The following is a 16,224-nucleotide window of genomic DNA, read 5'->3' as shown; positions in this document are numbered from 1 at the left end:
CCGGCCGGATCGCAACTGCCGGTCCGACTATTGCATATGCGCCGCTCAACTGAGAAGCCCGCCACGGGCTACCGCCGGGCTGATCCGGTGCTCAGTCCAGGATCAGGCCCCGGCCGCTGCCGGGCTGCAGCTGCACCGGGTGGATTTCGCCGAACCCTCGGACGTCCTCGGCCGGGCGGGGCACCAGGACGAAGCGTTCGTCCTGCTCCAAGGCGGCCGCGGTCATCGAATCCACCAGCACGGTTCCGGGGTCCGCGAGGGCCGTGAGGCGGGCGGCGAGGTTGACGGTGGGTCCGTAGATGTCACCGAGGCGGGAGAGGATGCGGCCCCAGACCATAGCCACGCGGGCCTGGGGCAGGATCTCGTCGTCGGTGAAGGCTCGGGACAGGGCCAGGGAAATCTCGGCTCCCGCCGCCGGAGTCTCGGCAATGTACAGGACTTCGTCGCCGACGGTCTTGACCAGCCGGCCGCCGCCGACCGAGATGATTTCGGCGCACTTGTTCTCGAAGCGCTGCACCAGCTGGGCGAGCGTCTTCTCGTTCATCCGGCGGGACAGGCTGGTGTAGGAGACAAGGTCGGCGAAGCCAACGGCCCGGGCCAACGGCAGGGGCGCATCGTCCTCGTCGCCTTCGCGGCCCTCTTCGCTGGACTGCAGCCCGGCTTCGGCCCGGACGGCCAGGCGCTGCACAGCGGCGTTGAGCTGGCGGCGCCAGGAGTAGGCGAGCATCTCCTCGAGGGGGTCGATCAGGTTCGGCAACTCGCTGACGAGCCGCTTCCGGGCGACGGCGTCGCTCACGCCCTGTTCCTGGACCATGTCCTCCACGAGGGCCTCGATCTGCCACACCACCATCCGGTCGGTCATCTGGCCGATGGCCCGGGTGATGGAAATGGCGGCTTCCTCGGTGAGCTTGCCGTCGCGCACCAGGTCCACGATGGTGGACAGGGCGGCCTGGTCACGCTCGGTGAAGGCCACGTCTTCATCCCCGAGGTTGGGAAAGCCGAGGGCGCGCCAAAGTTTCCGGGCAGAGAGCAGCGAGAGCCCGGCACCGGCGGCGACTTCACGACGCCGGAGCTTGCGCTCACCGCCCAGCAGCCGCGCTTCCAGGGCCTTGGCGGCGAGCCGTTCAGCGGACATCGTGCCGGTGGGCGGGGCCACAGGTTCGGCTTCGGCGGCTTCGGATCCGGGTTCGGCGGCGGGTTCGGCGGCGGGTTCGATGAGCGCGCCTGCCTCGGTGTCGAAGGCGGTCCCGGCGTCGCTGTCGGCGGCAGCCGAACCGGCGGCGTCCTCGGCCTCCCGGGGCAAATCCGGGGCAGCGAGGTCGGTGTCCTGGTGGACGTTCTCAGCGTTCATCTCTTCCACCTTCTCTCGTCTCCCACGGCCAGGCCTCGCCTGGGTTGTAGGTCATGCCGTCGGCCCCGGACGCCTCGCCCTGGGGGAGGTCGTCGATGGCGTCCAGCAGGAAATTGCGGAATGTCGCCACCTCGGGGACATCGGGGACCACCGTTCCAAGGGGGTACCCGGTCTCCAAGGATATATTCCCGGAGTGCAATAGGCGCTGCAACAACGATTGCTCAATGGCCACATGGCGGACGGCGGCGAGGGGGATCTGTTCATCGCGCCGCCTTAACATGCCGTAGCGGGTAACTAAACGCTGGCTGGTGAGGATGTAGCGGGTGGCGTGCCATGCAATGACCCGGGGGAGGCAATAGCCCAGCAGCACCCACGCCGCCAACGCCAGGCACACGGCGACCAGCCAGGGAGTCCACTCCTTGGGGATGAGGGGAAGGAGCCGCGTCGGGCCGCCCTTGACAACCCAGGCGCAGGCGTACGCGGCCGCGGCAGGAATAACAACGAACGTCAGCGCCGGGACAATGAGCATCCTGGGCTGGGGCCGGGTCACCACAATTACTTGCTCTCCCGGCAGGAGCACTTTACGCATAACCGCTTTCTGCCCCGCCGCTGCCGTTGCCCTGGCCGCCGGTCCCGGCCGGGTTCCACGGCCTCAGGTGCACGACGTCGCCGGCGGTCACCACGTGTTCATGGCCCGCGGCATCGACCACCAGGAGCGAGCCGTATTCGTCCAGCCGCGTGGCGTGGCCAATGATCTCGTGGTCGCCCGGGAGCTGGGCCCGGACCTGCTTGCCGAGGGTCGAGAGGAAGTGCTCCACCCGTTTGTGCAGCGACGGGCCACCGGCCATGCCGGCGGTAGGGTCGCCGTCGGCGTTGCAGAAACTCCGGTAGAGGGTGGCGAAGCGGGACAGGTAGCTCTTCAGGAGCTCCGTCCGGTCCACGGTGTCCGGATTCTCCAGCAGCACGGAGGTGGCGGTGGGAACCGGGAGTTCGGGTTCTGTCAGCGTGACGTTCAGGCCGGTGCCGAGGATGACCGGCGGCGCGCCGCCGGCGCCGAGCGGGCCGAGCTGGGCCAGGATGCCGGCGATCTTCCGGCCCCGGACCAGTACGTCGTTGGGCCATTTGAGTTCCGCCGGAAGGCCTGCCGTTTCCGCCAGGGCCTCACGCAGGGCGAGGGCGGCCAGGAGGGACAGCCAGGAGTACCTGTGGGTCGGCAATGGCCGGCCGGCCCCGTTGACCGGCAGGAGCACGAGCGAGACGGAGACCGAGCTGCGGGCCGGCGCTTCCCACCGGCGGTCGAGCCGGCCGCGGGCGGCGCTCTGGTACTCGGCGGTCAGCACCGACAGGTCCGGCCACGCACGGGGATCCTCGGTCACACCGCGGAGGAGATCGGCGTTGGTGGAGCCGGTGGATTCAAGCACCGTCAGGCGCGGAATTCCGTTGGCGGACAGGAACGCCTCATCGCTGAGGGCACTCAGGTCCAGCGGCGGACGGTCCGGGGTTTCCTGCACGGCTTCCATCCTTGAATCCTACCGAGGAAAGCGCGCCGGGGCCCCGGCCGGCCGACTCATATGCCTCCGCCGAAACTCCCCACCTTTGGCCGGGACGTCCGGCGTGTCGGCCGGACACGCCGCTGATTCCGGCGTCCGGCCCTCAAACGAGGGGAAATTCCGCAGGGCAGGCGTGCGCAAAACACCCAGCAAGTTCAGAGGAAGATGTCCGGGACCAGCTGGGCCTCCGGCGCGCCGAGGCTGTACGGGCTGAAGTCCGTCACCCCTGCCGCCGCGAGAACCTGTTCATCGGTGTAGAAGTTGCCGCTCCGGCTCCCGCCGGCGGGGACCGCGTTGCCGCCGGTCAGCACGGCGTGGGCGGCGTCGGCCATGATGCCGGGGCTGCGGGCGCCCTTGACGATCATGTCGCCCCCGGGCATGTTGCGGATCGCCGCGGTGTCGATCAAGGTACGCGGCCAGAGTGAGTTCACGGCGACGCCGTCGGCCTTGAGCTCCTCGGCCAGCCCCAGCGTGGTCAGGCTCATGCCGTATTTTGCCATGGTGTAGGCCAGGTGCAGGCCGGCCCACTTCGGATCCAGGTTCAGGGGCGGGGAGAGCGTGAGGATGTGCCCGGCCGCGGAGGCGCGCAGGGCCGGCAGCGCCATCTTCGAGAGCAGGAACGTGCCGCGCACGTTGATGTCCTGCATGAGGTCGTAGCGCTTCATGTCCACGTCGTCGGTGCTGGAGAGGTCAATCGCCGACGCATTGTTGATGACGACGTCGATCCCGCCAAAGCGGTCCACGGCGGCGCCGACAGCCCCGGCGACGTCGGCGTCGTTGCGCACGTCGCCGACCAGCGGCAGGGCCCGGCCGCCGGCGGCCTCGATCTGTTCGGCGGCGGTATACACGGTTCCCTCCAGCCTGGCGTGGGGCTGACCGGTCTTGGCCATCAGGACGATGTTGGCGCCGTCCCGGGCTGCGCGGAGCGCGATGGCCAGGCCGATGCCGCGGCTGCCCCCGGAGATGAGGACAGTGCGGCCCTGGAGGGAACCGGCGGCCTGGTACGGCCCTGCGGCGGTGCCCGAAGCATCGTTGCTTGAAGTCATGCCCACACTCTAGCGGACCAATGTTACTCGCGGGTAACAAAGCGGTGCGGGAGCTTCGCGGCGGGAAAATTGTAGGTTCCCTACAGCGGCACCGGCCAATACCGTCACTAGACTTGCCAGCAGAGCCCTGCTTTTGTGGATTCCAGCCAAAGGACCCCACATAACGGGCACCGTACAACCTTGCGACAGAGCCGGAGAAACTTGATGAGCCACGATCTGACCACGACTGCGGGAAAGATTGCAGATTTCCGCGACCGCCAGGCCCGTGCCGAGCAGCCCTCCGGTCCGGAAGCGATCGCCAAGCAGCACGCGCGCGGCAAGAATACCGCCCGCGAGCGCATCGACCTGTTGCTGGACGCCGGCTCCTTCGTCGAATTCGACGCGCTGGCCGTGCACCGCTCCACCGCGTTCGGCATGGAGAAGAAGAAGCCCCTCGGCGACGGCCTCGTCTCCGGCTATGGCACGGTGGACGGCCGCCCGGTCGCGGTCTACAGCCAGGATTTCTCCGTCTATGGCGGCTCGCTGAGCCAGGTCAACGGCGAAAAAATCGTCAAGGTCCAGGAGTTCGCACTGCGCAACGGCTGCCCCGTGGTCGGCATCCTTGACGGCGGCGGTGCCCGTATCCAGGAGGGCGTCGCCTCCCTGGCGATGTTCGCGGACATCTTCCGCAACAACGTCCACGCCTCCGGCGTCGTTCCGCAGATCTCGCTGATCATGGGCCCGTCCGCCGGCGGCGCGGCCTACTCCCCCGCCCTGACCGACTACGTGGTCATGGTGGACAAGACCTCGCACATGTTCATCACCGGCCCGGACGTCATCAAGACCGTCACCGGCGAAGACGTGGACATGGAAACCCTCGGCGGCGCCCGGCAGCACAATGCCAACACCGGCACCTCGACTTACCTGGCCTCCGACGAGGCCGACGCCGTCGAGTTCGTCCGCGAACTGCTCGACTTCCTGCCCTCCAACAACCTCGCCGAGGCCCCGGTGCTGGAGCACCAGCAGGAGCTGGAAATCGACGACGACGACCTCGCCCTGGACGCGCTGATCCCGGACTCGGCCAACCAGCCGTACGACATGCGCAAGGTCATCGAGCAGATTGTCGACGACGCCCACTTCCTCGAGATGCAGTCCCTCTATGCCCCGAACGTGATCATCGGCTACGGCCGGGTCGAGGGCCACACCGTGGGCATCGTGGCCAACCAGCCCATGCAGTTCGCCGGCACCCTGGACATCGCGGCCTCGGAAAAGGCCGCCCGCTTCGTCCGGCACTGCGATGCCTTCAACATCCCCATCATCACGCTCGTGGACGTGCCGGGCTTCCTGCCCGGCAAGGACCAGGAGTTCCAGGGCATCATCCGCCGCGGCGCCAAGCTGCTCTACGCGTACGCCGAGGCCACCGTGCCCAAGCTGACCGTGATCACCCGCAAGGCCTACGGTGGGGCCTACATCGTGATGGGCTCCAAGAAGCTCGGCGCGGACCTGAACCTCGCCTGGCCCACCGCCCAGATCGGCGTCATGGGCGCCCAGGGTGCCGTGAACATCCTTTACCGCCGCGAACTCGCCGCGGTGGCGGAGGACGGCGGCGACGTCGAAGCCAAGCGCGCCGAGGTGATCCGCCAGTACGAGGAAGAGCTGCTCAACCCCTACCAGGCCGCCCAGCTCGGCTACGTGGACGCCGTCGTCGCACCGTCCGAAACCCGGGTGCAGATCATCAAGGGCCTGCGCGCCCTCCGGGACAAGCGGGCCGCCCTGCCCGCCAAAAAGCACGGGAACATCCCGCTGTGAGCCCTGAGACCCCAGACGCACCTCTGCTTGCTGTCGTGAAGGGCGAGCCGACGCCGGAAGAGCTGGCCGCGCTGACCGCCGTCGTGCTGTCCCTGGGGCAGAGCCAGCAGGCGGCACCGGAAAGCCCCGGCGTCCGGCACTGGGTCCGCCGGCAGCAGCTTCGGCTGGCGCCCAGGCCTGGTCCGGAGGCCTGGCGCCGCAGCCTGGGCTGAGACGACCTGGTTGAGCGTCCTGGCTGGGCCAGCCCGCAGGCTAAATCTGCACGGAAAAAGTTGCGCGCGAAAAAGTTCAGTGACTCTTTCATAACCACGGCGGCCGGGCTAGTCTCGTCGGGTGACTACCGAAATCATCGCCTCAGACAACACTGCCCCCGCGCGCCAGCAGACGGCTATTGACGCCGTCGCCGACGCCTACACGGACACGCTGATCCGGCTCAACCCGAGCTTCGCCACCGAACTCGGCCTGCCCGGGCACGAGACCGAGTACCAGGACTTCTCCCCCGCCGGCCACGAGAAATTCGCGGCCGCCGCCCGCGAGGCACTTGCGGCGCTGGACGGACTGGAGCCGGTTGACGACGTCGACGCCGTCACGCTCGACGCCATGCGCGAGCGGCTGGGCCTGCAGCTGGAAATCCACGAATCGGGCTGGGACACGGCCGAGCTGAACAACATCGAGTCCCCGTCCCAGCAGATCCGCGCCATCTTTGACCTCATGCCGACCGATACCGCCGGGCAGTGGGAGCACATCGCGGGCCGGGCCCACAACGTCCCTGCCGCCATCGACGGATACATCGAGTCGCTGCGTTCGGCGATGCAGGACGGCAAAGTAGCCGCGGCCCGCCAGGTGTCGATCGTGATCGAGCAGGCCACCAAGCACGCCGCGGACGACGGCTTCTTCGCGAAGCTCGCCGCCGGCGCCAAGACTGCGGACGGCCCGCTCCCGGCGGAACTGCAGGCCAGGCTCGACGCCGGCGTCGCGGACGCCCGGGTGGCCTACTCCCGGCTGGCAGGATTCCTCGAGTCCGAGCTCCTGCCGGTTGCCCCCGCTAAAGACGCTGTGGGCCGAGAGCGCTACGCCCTGGCCTCGCGCGCCTTCCTCGGTGCCACCGTCGACCTGGAAGAGACCTACGCGTGGGGCGTGGAGGAGCTCGACCGCCTCATCGCCGAACAGGAACGGGTGGCCGGCGAAATCCGCCCCGGCGCCTCGATCGAAGAAGCCAAGGAGATCCTGAACAACGATCCCGCCCGCCAGCTCAAAGGCACCGACGCCCTCCAGGCCTGGATGCAGGAACTGTCGGACAAGGCCGTGGCCGAGCTCGCCGGCGTCCACTTCGAGATCCCGGACATCATGAAAACGCTGGAGTGCCGGATCGCGCCCACCGATGAGGGCGGCATCTACTACACGGGACCCTCGGAGGACTTCAGCCGCCCCGGCCGAATGTGGTGGTCCGTGCCGGCCGGTGAAGACACCTTCACCACGTGGGCCGAAACCACCACGGTGTACCACGAGGGCGTTCCCGGCCACCACCTCCAGGTCGCCACCGCCACCTACCGCCGCGAGCTGCTGAACAAGTGGCGCCGCAGTGTGTGCTGGACCTCGGGCCACGGCGAAGGCTGGGCTCTCTACGCGGAAAAGCTCATGCAGGAACTCGGCTACCTCAACGATCCGGGCGACCACATGGGCATGCTGGACATGCAGCGCATGCGCGCGGCCCGCGTGGTGTTCGACATCGGCGTGCACCTGGAACTTGAAGTTCCCGAGCGCTGGGGCAGCGGCATCTGGACATCGGAGAAGGGCTTTGACTTCCTCCGCGCCAACCTGCCGATCAGCGAGGGGCAGCTGAAGTTCGAGTTCACCCGCTACCTGGGCTGGCCGGGACAGGCCCCGTCCTACAAGGTGGGCCAGCGGCTCTGGGAGCAGATCCGGGCGGAACTTGAATCCCGCCCCGGCTTCGACCTCAAGGCGTTCCATACGAAGGCCCTGAACATCGGCTCGGTGGGCCTGGACACCCTCAAGCGCGCGCTCCTGGGGTAATCCGGGTTTTCGGGGGCTGACCTGCACCGTCAGTGGCCAGACGGCCGGTTGGGGCGACTATTCGCGCAGCGAAGCCGCCGCAACCGGCCGTTCGCCTGTCCCGCGCCAAAATGGACCTTGGACCAATAGTCGACTATTCTCTGGGGGACACATTTAGTGGGCTTTTGACGGCCCGGGTCGGCGGCTGGGGCTGCGACGGAAGTGTCCGGTGTACTTTGCTCTCCTGCAGGGCGCCGGTCATGCAAGTACCTCCGCAACTGCGGCATGGTCTTGCTGACCGTCCAGTATGCGCGCGTCGGTCCTGCGGCACTTACGCGGGACGACGCCTATGAACCAGGCGCATGCTTAGAGGTACCAGCACCTTGGTCTCCGGTGCGAGCTATTGACAATAGAAACCCGCGTGAACGAATAGCGCCAGCATTTCGGCGCTCCCCGAGGAGCGCAGCGGAAAGCTGTGCGCTGGGCTTCTGCCGAAACCTCGCTGAGGCTTCCTGCAGCGGCTGACGATTGCCGGGCACAAACAAGACCCCATATTGGAGCCCTTATGAGGAATATCGCCTCATTCCTAAGACCACCGACCAATGACGCCGCGAAAGCGCGGACGCGGATCCGGAAGCGCACGGCGGCATCCGCGGTTGCGACGGCCGTCGTTGTGGCCGCCGCCACGATGAGCGCCCCGGCACCCCTGAACGCCGCGACGCCGACTGCCACGCCCACGGCCACGGCAACGGCCTGCAATCCGCTGCCCTTCAACCTCCCGGCGCCCGCGAACAGGCACACCTCGGCGAAGAAGGCGTGGGCCTACTACTTCCCGCCGTTCCCGCTCGCAGTCGACAGCCCCGACCCCACCCGCGACGTCTACCCGCGCTGGATGGACACCCACAACTCCATCAACGGCGCGTACGACCTCCGGGATCGTCCGGTTGCTCCTCAGCGTGCAACCCAGACCACCTGGCGACAGGCCGATTTCGAGAAGGAGGTCCGGCAGGCAGTCGGGGCAGGCCTGGACGGTTTCATCTGGGAATACAACAGCTCCACCGATATCCGCTGGCAGCAGCTGCCAGCCATGCTCGCCGCTGCCAAGGCCGTGGACCCGGGCTTCAAGATCATGCTCAGCCCGGACTTTAATACGGCCGCCGGATCCACCTCTGACAGTGTCTACAACAACGTCATGAAGGTGAAGGACGACTCGTCGATCTACCGGAACAGTGCCGGCATCGTGCTCGCCCCGTTCTTCCCGGAGCGCAAGACACCCGCATGGTGGGATGGGCTCCGGAGCCGCCTCGCCTCCTCCGGTGTCAAATCCAACCTCGTACCCATCTTCATTTCCTGGGGCGGAGGAACACAAAAGACGGACTGGAACAACTCGGTGTCCGGGTATTCGCAATGGGGCACCCGCACCGCCAGCGGCGTTCCGACCCTCGCCAAGGAAAGCGCTGAAGCCCACCGCCGCGGCAGGACCTACATGCAGCCGGTGGCGTTCGAGGATTCACGGTCCTACGACGGGCGATACTGGGAGTCATCCAACAGCTCCACCCTGCGCGATTCCCTGGCCTCGGCGGTCACCAGCAACGCCGACTCCATTGCGCTCATCGCCTGGAACGACTACACCGAGTCCTGGGTGGCACCTTCCAAGCAACGCGGCTATGCAGTGCTGGACATGGCTGCCTACTACATTTCCTGGTTCAAGAACGGGGTCAAGCCCGCGATTACCCAGGATGCCTTGTACTGGAGCCACCGCTCGCACCCCACGAACGCTCCCTACTCGATGACCCCCATCGGTCGCAACGGCAAACCCGCACCGATGTACATCCCGAACGGTGACGCGGCGAAGAACGAAGTAGAACTCGTGGCCGTGCTGAAGACGCCGGGGCGTCTGACCATCACGCAGGGAAGCAACGTCAAGACCATGGACGCGCCGGCCGGGCTGACGTCCTTCAAGGTTCCGCTCGTGGCCGGGACCACGCCGTCCTTCAAGCTCGCGCGCAGCGGAGTGACGGTCCAGACAGTCACGAGCAACACCCCGGTGCGCTCCTCCGTGGCGTACCAGGACATGATTTACCACGCAGGCGGCGGCGTCGCAGGCACCTGCGCACGCTAGGCCTTCCTGCACGAGAAGGCAGTTCGCGGCAGTGTTTCGCATGAGCATTGCCGCGAACTGTCATCTCGCGTGGCCGGAGGCGGCCTGACCCGCCCGGCGACGAGACAATCGCCACACCGCTTGCTGGAATAACTTCACAAAAGCCCCCGCCCGCGCGGAAATCCCGGGCATTCCGCGGCGCAGGGCCAGCTGTGGCGCCGTAACATTTCTCAACATCCGTTCGTCATGCTATGCGTAGCGGTCCTAGCGTGTTCCGGTGACCACTCAGACAAGCACCCCCGCACCCGCTGGAAAGACCGGGTTCCAGCTGCCCAAATGGGCCGGCTCGTTCGGCTTCCAGATCATCGCCGCCCTGATCGTCGGCCTGGGCCTCGGCCTGCTGGCCAAGTACACCGGCAGCACCAAAGCCAACCCCAACGCCCTCGGCACCACGCTGCAGACCATCGGCTCGAGCTACGTCTCGCTGCTGCAGACCGCCGTGGTCCCCCTGATCTTCACCGCCGTCGTCAGCTCCATCTCCAACCTGCGAGCCGTTTCCAATGCCGCCCGGCTGGCCTGGAACACACTGCTCTGGTTCGCGATCACCTCGCTGATCGCCGTGCTGATCGGCATCGGCCTGGGCGTGCTGCTGCAGCCCGGCGCCGGAACCGGCATCAACCAGGAAGCCAAGTACGCCGGCAAGTCCGGTGACTGGTGGGCCTTCCTGACCGGGCTGTTCCCGAAGAACTTCCTGGGCCTCGGCGCGACCACCACCGTCACTGACGGCGTCGCCACCACAGCCGTGAGCTTCAACGTCCTGCAGATCCTGGTGATCGCGATCGCCGTCGGCATCGCCGCGCTGAAAGTGGGCAAGGCCGCTGAACCGTTCCTGGCCCTGAATGCGTCCGCCCTCGCCGTCATCCAGAAGGTCCTCTGGTGGATCATCCGGATCGCGCCGCTCGGCACCGTCGGCCTGATCGGCAACGCCGTGGCCGTCTACGGCTGGGACACCATCGGCTCGCTCGGCAAATTCACCGTGGCGATCTACATCGGCCTGGCGCTTGTGCTGTTCGCGGTCTACCCCGCCCTGATCCGCAGCCACGGGCTGTCCGTCAGGCAGTACTTCTCCGGCGTGTGGCCGGCCGTGCAGCTGGCCTTCGTCTCCCGCTCCTCGATCGGCACGCTGCCGCTGACCCAGCGCGTGACCGAACGGAGCCTGGGTGTCCCCCGCGCCTACGCCTCCTTCGCGGTGCCGCTCGGCGCGACCACCAAGATGGACGGCTGCGCGGCGATCTACCCGGCCGTGGCGGCGATTTTCGTGGCCCAGTTCTTCGGCATCCAGCTCGACTTCTCCCAGTACCTGCTGATCGCGCTGGTGTCCGTGCTCGGCTCGGCCGCGACCGCCGGCACCACGGGCGCCGTCGTGATGCTGACGCTCACGCTCTCCACGCTGGGACTGCCGCTGGCCGGCGTCGGCCTGCTGCTGGCCATCGACCCGATCTTGGACATGGGACGCACCGCCGTCAACGTGGCCGGGCAGGCATTGATCCCGGCGATCGTGGCCAAGCGCCAGGGCATCCTGGACGAAACGCTGTACAACGCGCCGCGGAACGGCGATCCGTTCAGCGAGGACCGCGAAGACAGCGACAACAGCAACGACGTCGATGGCACCGTCGACCCCTCCGCCGCCGCAGCTCCCGTGGCCGGACGGGACGACCGGGACCTGGCTGACGCCAGGGCGTAACGGCTGAACGAGTGTTAACCAGAGAAGTCGCCGGCAATCCCCGGGGACTTCTCTGGTTTAACCGGCATCGGCTTCAACCTGCGTCGGCTCCAGTCCGCACGGGCTAGTGTCCGCCGATCACACCCTTTTCGGCGGCTTTGGTGACGGCGTCCGCTTCTGCCTGGGTCAGGGTGCCGTCCTTGACGGCCTGGTCCAGCCGGGGCTTCAGTGCTGCGGCGTGCTTGGTCTGTTCCGCGGTGCGCAGTTCCGCCAGGGCAGCGGTGACCCTGGCCTCATCGATGCCGAGCGATTTCGCCAGGGACGCTGCCAGGGCCTTCTCCACCGCGGCACGGTCCGGTTTCTGCCCCGCGGCAGGTGGAGTGGCCGGCGGGCTGGTCGGCCTGTTGGCTTCGCGGAAAGTCTTCAGGGCCTCGGTGACCTTGGCCTCGTCGACGCCGAGCTTGGCGGCGAGCTCTTTGGCGCGGGCGCCGGACTCCGCACCGCCGTGGCCGCGGTGCCCACCGCGCATGCCGTGGCCGTCGGCGAAGTTGTTCCCCGGGGCACTCGAGCTGGGTGTCGGGGTGGGCGTCGGCGTCGTGGTGGCGGATGCCATCCCGGCGACTCCGAGCCCTGCGCCCAGCGCCACGGCCGCGGCCCCGACGCCCAGCGCGATTTTGGTTGTGCGTGACATCTGCTGTCTCCTGGATCTGCCGCGCGGTGACGGCGCTTGAAGCTGATGGTACTTCGGGGGAAGGCTGCTCCACGAGCACCTCCAGTCTGCACCTGCCCCAGCAGAGATAGCTGTTTCCCAGCTTTCACTTTCCTGTGAATCCGGCAGGACGCCCAGAAGGGGAAAAGACGGCAGGAAGTCGACAAAAGTGGATAGGCTCTGGGCATGCTGATCGTCACCTCGAACGACATTCCGGGCCACCGGATCGACGCCGTCTTCGGCGAAGTCATGGGCCTGACCGTCCGTTCCCGGGACATCACCGCCCAGGTCATGGCGGGCTTCCGTTCCCTGGGCGGCGGCGAGGTGCTGGAAATGACGCGGGCCCCTCCACGACAGCCGGCAAGATGTCATGGCCCGGATGGTGGCCGAGGCCGAGCAGCGCGGCGCCAACGCCATCATCGCCATGCGCTTCGATACGTCAGCGATCGGGCAGAACTGGACGGAGGTCTGCGCTTACGGCACAGCCGTATTTGCCATTCCGCTCTCGCAGAACGAGCCCGGGGCCACTGGCCAGTCGATCTACCTGACCAATTCCGGCGACGGGGCAGCCCGGCTCAAGCCCTGAGCGCCGGGCCCCCTGCCAGCCCTACCGCCACCCGCTTCGAAAATACTTGCCCAGAGTGCAAACATGCACGTAGTGTAAGCGCGTGTACCCCTCGCCTCCCCCCTCCGCCGCCCAGGCCGCCGCATCCGGCGACCCCGGTGTCCCCTCGCGCCGCGAACTGAACAAGGCCGCTACCCGGCAGGCCATCACGGACGCCGCCATGGACCTGCTCCGCACGCGGGGACCCGGAAACTTCACCGTGGAGGACATCGCCGCCGCCGCCGGGATCTCCCGCCGCACCTTCTTCAACTACTTCGGCAGCACCGAGGCGGCGCTCGCCTCGGTGACGTTCGGCTTCCTGGACACGGCACTTCAGCAGTTCCGGCTCCGCCCGGCAGGCGAGCCCATCCTGGAATCTGCCCGCGCAGCCCTCGTTGAACTGGCCGATCCCATGACCGTGGCACCGGTGGCCGAGCTCTACAGCCTGGGCCAGACCAACCCCCAGCTCAGCCGCTCCGAACTGGAAGCCTGGGACCACTGCACCGAACAGATCATCGACGCCGCCCGCGAACGCTTTGCGCTGACGGCGGCCGGCGACGTCGACGAGCTTTACCTCCGCGCCCTCGCCGGCTCCGTCATCTCGTGCGGAAAAGCCGCCATGGATGTCTGGTTTGCCCGCTGCGGCGGCGACCTGACCCCCGAGTCCCTGTCCATCCTGCGCCAGCTCCTGATCGATTCCATGGGCCTTCTCGGCTCCGGATTCGCGTCCCACTCCCCCACCACCCCTTCCCAAGATCGGCACTGACATGGCCCTGTTGCTCTACCGTCTCGGCAAGTTCTCCTACCGCCACCGCTGGCTCGTCATCTCCCTCTGGCTCGCCGTCCTGGTGGCCGTCGGCGGCGCGGCTGCGGCCTTCCACGGCACCATGTCCAACAACTTCCAGATCCCCGGCACTGAAACCCAGCAGATGGCGGACAAGCTTAAGCAGGAGCTGCCCAAGTCCGCCGGCGGCTCGGCCGGCATCGTGTTCGAGTCGCAGGACGGCCAGTTCACGCAGGCCGGCAAGGACGCGGTCTCGGCTGCGCTGACCAAGTTGAAGGCCCTCCCCGACGTTCAGGGCACCGTGGACCCGTTCGCCACCCAGGCCCAGCTGGACAAGGCCGTGACGGACCTTGCCGCCGGCGAGCAGCAGGCATCCGCGGGACGGGCGCAGTTGGATGCGTCGGCCGCCCGGCTGGCTGCTGGCAAGGCCCAGCTGGGCGCGGCCGAGCAGCAGATGTCTGCGGCCGGCATGTCTGCCGAGGCCATCGACGCCCAGCTTGGCCAGCAGAAGGCTGCCCTCGCCGCGGGCCAGGAAAAGCTCGACGCCGGGACCAGGGAACTCGAGGCCGGCGCGGCCAAGCTCGCCCTGGCCAAGCGTCAGCTGGAGGCCTCGCAGGGCATGCGGTTCGTGTCCGAGGACGGCACAGCGGCAATCGCCCAGGTCCAGTTCAAGACCTCGATCAACGGGCTGGCTCCCGCTGTGCGCCAGCAGGTCCAGGACATCGCCCACGAGGTCTCCTCTGCCGGAGTGACCGCCCTGGCCAGCAAGGAAATCACGGAGGACGTCTCGGAGCTGTTCGGCATCTCCGAGATCCTCGGCATCGCCATCGCGGCGCTGGTGCTCATCGTCATGCTGGGAACCCTGATCGCAGCCGGGCTCCCCCTGCTGATGGCCCTGGTCGGTGTGGCAGTGGGCGTCGGCGGCACCTTCGCCCTCAGCGGCGCCGTCGACATGAGTTCCATCTCCCCGATGCTGGCGCTCATGCTGGGCCTCGCTGTCGGCATCGACTACTCCCTCTTCATCGTCAACCGGCACCGCGGCCAGCTCCTGGCCGGCATGGACGGCGAGGAATCCGTCGCCCTCGCGACCGGCACCTCCGGCAACGCGGTGCTGTTCGCCGGCCTGACCGTCATCATTGCCCTCGCGGCCCTTGTCATTCCGGGCCTTCCCTTCCTGGCCGTGATGGGCCTGTCCGCCGCCGCGACGGTGGCAGTCGCCGTCGTCGTCGCCCTGACCCTCACCCCTGCCGTGCTGTCCCTGATCGGACCCCGGCTGATCTCCCGCCGGGCCTGGGCGAAGGCGGAAAAGCACAACGCCGCCCCCGGCCACGAGAGCGCGGACCGTGCCCGGGACGAACGCCGCAGCCAACAGGGCTGGGGCGGACTCGTCACCCGGCACCCGGTCCTGGCACTGCTGGCCGGTGTCCTGCTGCTGGGCATCGTGGCGCTGCCGGCCAGCCAGTTGCGGCTCGCGCTGCCCGACGGTGGGTCCGAACCCGTGGAGTCGCAGGCGTTCAAGGCCTATGACGTCACCGGCCGCAGCTTCGGCGCAGGCATGACGGGCCCGATCGTGGTGGTGGGCGACTTCCCGGCCGGCCTGAGCGCGGACGAAGCCACGACCAAGCAGCTCGACGTCGCCGACATCCTCCGCGGCACGGGCAACGTCACAGCCGCCGTTCCGGTGGCCCTGAGCGAGGACCGCCGCACCGCGGTGTTCCAGGTCATCCCCCGGGAGGGCCCGGCCAGCGCGAGCACGGTCCAGGTGGTCTCCGAGCTGCGCGCCGAAAAGGACCGCATCAAGGAATCCACCGGGGTCAGCATCGGGCTCACGGGGCAGACGGCCGGCAATGTCGACGTCTCCACCAAGCTCGGCGATGCCCTTCCCCCGTACCTGGCCATCGTCGTCGGGCTGTCCCTGATCCTGCTGCTGCTCGTGTTCCGCTCCATCGTGGTGCCGCTGCTGGCCACGGGCGGGTTCCTGCTCTCGCTCGCGGCCGCCTTCGGGGCCGTCGTCGCGGTCTACCAGTGGGGCTGGATGGGGACAGTGTTCGGCGTCGAAAACCCGGGCGCCGTGCTGAGCTTCCTGCCGATCATCCTGATCGGCGTGCTCTTCGGGCTGGCCATGGACTACCAGGTGTTCATCACCTCGGGCATGCGTGAGTCCTTCATGCACGGAGAATCCGCCAGGCACGCCGTCCGCACCGGCTTCAGCCATGCCGCGTCCGTGGTCACCGCCGCCGCCATCATCATGGTCAGCGTGTTCGCCGGCTTCATCTTCTCGCACCTGAACATGGTCCGGCCGCTGGGCTTCGCGATGGCCTTCGGTGTCCTGGTGGACGCGTTTGTGGTCCGCATGACGATCGTCCCGGCCGTGATGTACCTGCTCGGCGACAAGGCGTGGTGGCTCCCCCGCTGGCTGGACCGGATCCTGCCGGACGTCGACGTCGAGGGCGCCAAGCTCCGGCCCGGGGCTTCAGCCTCAGCCTCAGCCGACAGCGAGCCCGAGCCCGAAGAGGTCGCCGCACGCTGACGCTGCCGCCGCTCACTAAACCAAC

At 67.8% G+C, this 16,224-nt stretch carries 13 protein-coding genes and 1 pseudogene; 9 read left to right on the top strand and 5 right to left on the bottom strand.

Annotated features, from left to right (window positions below):
- Positions 1-91: 91 nt before the first annotated feature.
- From ABH915_RS07250 to ABH915_RS07235, 4 genes are all read right to left on the bottom strand, one after another.
- A complete protein-coding gene (locus ABH915_RS07250; RefSeq protein WP_370119412.1) occupies positions 92-1,351 on the bottom strand; it encodes an adenylate/guanylate cyclase domain-containing protein in 1,260 nt (419 codons plus the stop codon).
- Positions 1,341-1,940, bottom strand: a complete 600-nt coding sequence (locus ABH915_RS07245; protein WP_018774605.1) for a PH domain-containing protein — start codon at positions 1,938-1,940, stop codon at positions 1,341-1,343. Before ABH915_RS07245 ends, ABH915_RS07250 begins: the two co-directional genes overlap by 11 nt.
- On the bottom strand, positions 1,933-2,871 hold the full coding sequence (locus ABH915_RS07240; RefSeq protein WP_370119408.1) for a biotin--[acetyl-CoA-carboxylase] ligase: 939 nt from the start codon (positions 2,869-2,871) through the stop codon (positions 1,933-1,935). Before ABH915_RS07240 ends, ABH915_RS07245 begins: the two co-directional genes overlap by 8 nt.
- A 185-nt stretch (positions 2,872-3,056) precedes the next feature.
- Positions 3,057-3,947, bottom strand: a complete 891-nt coding sequence (locus tag ABH915_RS07235) for an SDR family oxidoreductase (RefSeq protein ID WP_370119405.1) — start codon at positions 3,945-3,947, stop codon at positions 3,057-3,059.
- A 204-nt stretch (positions 3,948-4,151) separates the two neighbouring features.
- Here ABH915_RS07235 and ABH915_RS07230 point away from each other — a divergent pair, with 204 nt between their 5' ends.
- The 5 genes from ABH915_RS07230 to ABH915_RS07210 all read left to right on the top strand — a co-directional run bounded on the left by ABH915_RS07230 (position 4,152) and on the right by ABH915_RS07210 (position 11,593).
- Entirely contained in the window at positions 4,152-5,735 is a 1,584-nt protein-coding gene (locus ABH915_RS07230) for an acyl-CoA carboxylase subunit beta (protein ID WP_018774608.1), read from the top strand.
- Positions 5,732-5,947, top strand: coding sequence for an acyl-CoA carboxylase subunit epsilon (locus ABH915_RS07225; protein ID WP_026537708.1), 216 nt, complete (start codon positions 5,732-5,734; stop codon positions 5,945-5,947). Before ABH915_RS07230 ends, ABH915_RS07225 begins: the two co-directional genes overlap by 4 nt.
- A 121-nt stretch (positions 5,948-6,068) precedes the next feature.
- Entirely contained in the window at positions 6,069-7,769 is a 1,701-nt protein-coding gene (locus tag ABH915_RS07220) for a DUF885 domain-containing protein (RefSeq protein ID WP_370119400.1), read from the top strand.
- A gap of 544 nt (positions 7,770-8,313) precedes the next feature.
- Entirely contained in the window at positions 8,314-9,870 is a 1,557-nt protein-coding gene (locus ABH915_RS07215) for a glycoside hydrolase family 71 protein (RefSeq protein ID WP_370119398.1), read from the top strand.
- Positions 9,871-10,126: 256 nt separating this feature from the next.
- Positions 10,127-11,593: a dicarboxylate/amino acid:cation symporter gene (locus tag ABH915_RS07210; protein WP_370119396.1), complete on the top strand. Its 1,467-nt coding sequence runs from the start codon at positions 10,127-10,129 to the stop codon at positions 11,591-11,593.
- Positions 11,594-11,696: 103 nt separating this feature from the next.
- Here ABH915_RS07210 and ABH915_RS07205 read toward each other — a convergent pair whose 3' ends face one another.
- Positions 11,697-12,263: a hypothetical protein gene (locus ABH915_RS07205; RefSeq protein WP_370119393.1), complete on the bottom strand. Its 567-nt coding sequence runs from the start codon at positions 12,261-12,263 to the stop codon at positions 11,697-11,699.
- A gap of 204 nt (positions 12,264-12,467) precedes the next feature.
- Here ABH915_RS07205 and ABH915_RS07200 point away from each other — a divergent pair.
- The 4 genes and pseudogenes from ABH915_RS07200 to ABH915_RS07185 form a co-directional block, all read left to right on the top strand.
- Positions 12,468-12,563, top strand: a pseudogene (locus ABH915_RS07200) (heavy metal-binding domain-containing protein); the annotation flags it as partial.
- A gap of 88 nt (positions 12,564-12,651) precedes the next feature.
- On the top strand, positions 12,652-12,867 hold the full coding sequence (locus ABH915_RS07195; RefSeq protein WP_370119390.1) for a heavy metal-binding domain-containing protein: 216 nt from the start codon (positions 12,652-12,654) through the stop codon (positions 12,865-12,867).
- Positions 12,868-12,949: 82 nt separating this feature from the next.
- Positions 12,950-13,651, top strand: coding sequence for a TetR/AcrR family transcriptional regulator (locus ABH915_RS07190; protein ID WP_370119387.1), 702 nt, complete (start codon positions 12,950-12,952; stop codon positions 13,649-13,651).
- A gap of 1 nt (position 13,652) precedes the next feature.
- Positions 13,653-16,199: an MMPL family transporter gene (locus ABH915_RS07185; RefSeq protein ID WP_370119384.1), complete on the top strand. Its 2,547-nt coding sequence runs from the start codon at positions 13,653-13,655 to the stop codon at positions 16,197-16,199.
- The last annotated feature ends 25 nt before the right edge of the window (positions 16,200-16,224 follow it).

This window comes from Arthrobacter sp. MW3 TE3886 (genome assembly GCF_041262145.1).
Classification (GTDB): Bacteria; Actinomycetota; Actinomycetes; order Actinomycetales; family Micrococcaceae; genus Arthrobacter.
The sequence above is the reverse complement of the archived record's forward strand: the minus strand, read 5'-3'. Positions and strand labels throughout refer to the sequence as shown.

Excerpts from the sequence above, each read along its gene's own strand:
- ABH915_RS07250 (WP_370119412.1), bottom strand. The coding sequence starts at position 1,351 with ATGAACGCTGAGAACGTCCACCAGGACACCGACCTCGCTGCCCCGGAT.
- ABH915_RS07245 (WP_018774605.1), bottom strand. The coding sequence starts at position 1,940 with ATGCGTAAAGTGCTCCTGCCGGGAGAGCAAGTAATTGTGGTGACCCGG.
- ABH915_RS07240 (WP_370119408.1), bottom strand. The coding sequence starts at position 2,871 with ATGGAAGCCGTGCAGGAAACCCCGGACCGTCCGCCGCTGGACCTGAGT.
- ABH915_RS07235 (WP_370119405.1), bottom strand. The coding sequence starts at position 3,947 with ATGACTTCAAGCAACGATGCTTCGGGCACCGCCGCAGGGCCGTACCAG.
- ABH915_RS07230 (WP_018774608.1), top strand. The coding sequence starts at position 4,152 with ATGAGCCACGATCTGACCACGACTGCGGGAAAGATTGCAGATTTCCGC.
- ABH915_RS07215 (WP_370119398.1), top strand. The coding sequence starts at position 8,314 with ATGAGGAATATCGCCTCATTCCTAAGACCACCGACCAATGACGCCGCG.
- ABH915_RS07205 (WP_370119393.1), bottom strand. The coding sequence starts at position 12,263 with ATGTCACGCACAACCAAAATCGCGCTGGGCGTCGGGGCCGCGGCCGTG.
- ABH915_RS07195 (WP_370119390.1), top strand. The coding sequence starts at position 12,652 with ATGGCCCGGATGGTGGCCGAGGCCGAGCAGCGCGGCGCCAACGCCATC.
- ABH915_RS07185 (WP_370119384.1), top strand. The coding sequence starts at position 13,653 with ATGGCCCTGTTGCTCTACCGTCTCGGCAAGTTCTCCTACCGCCACCGC.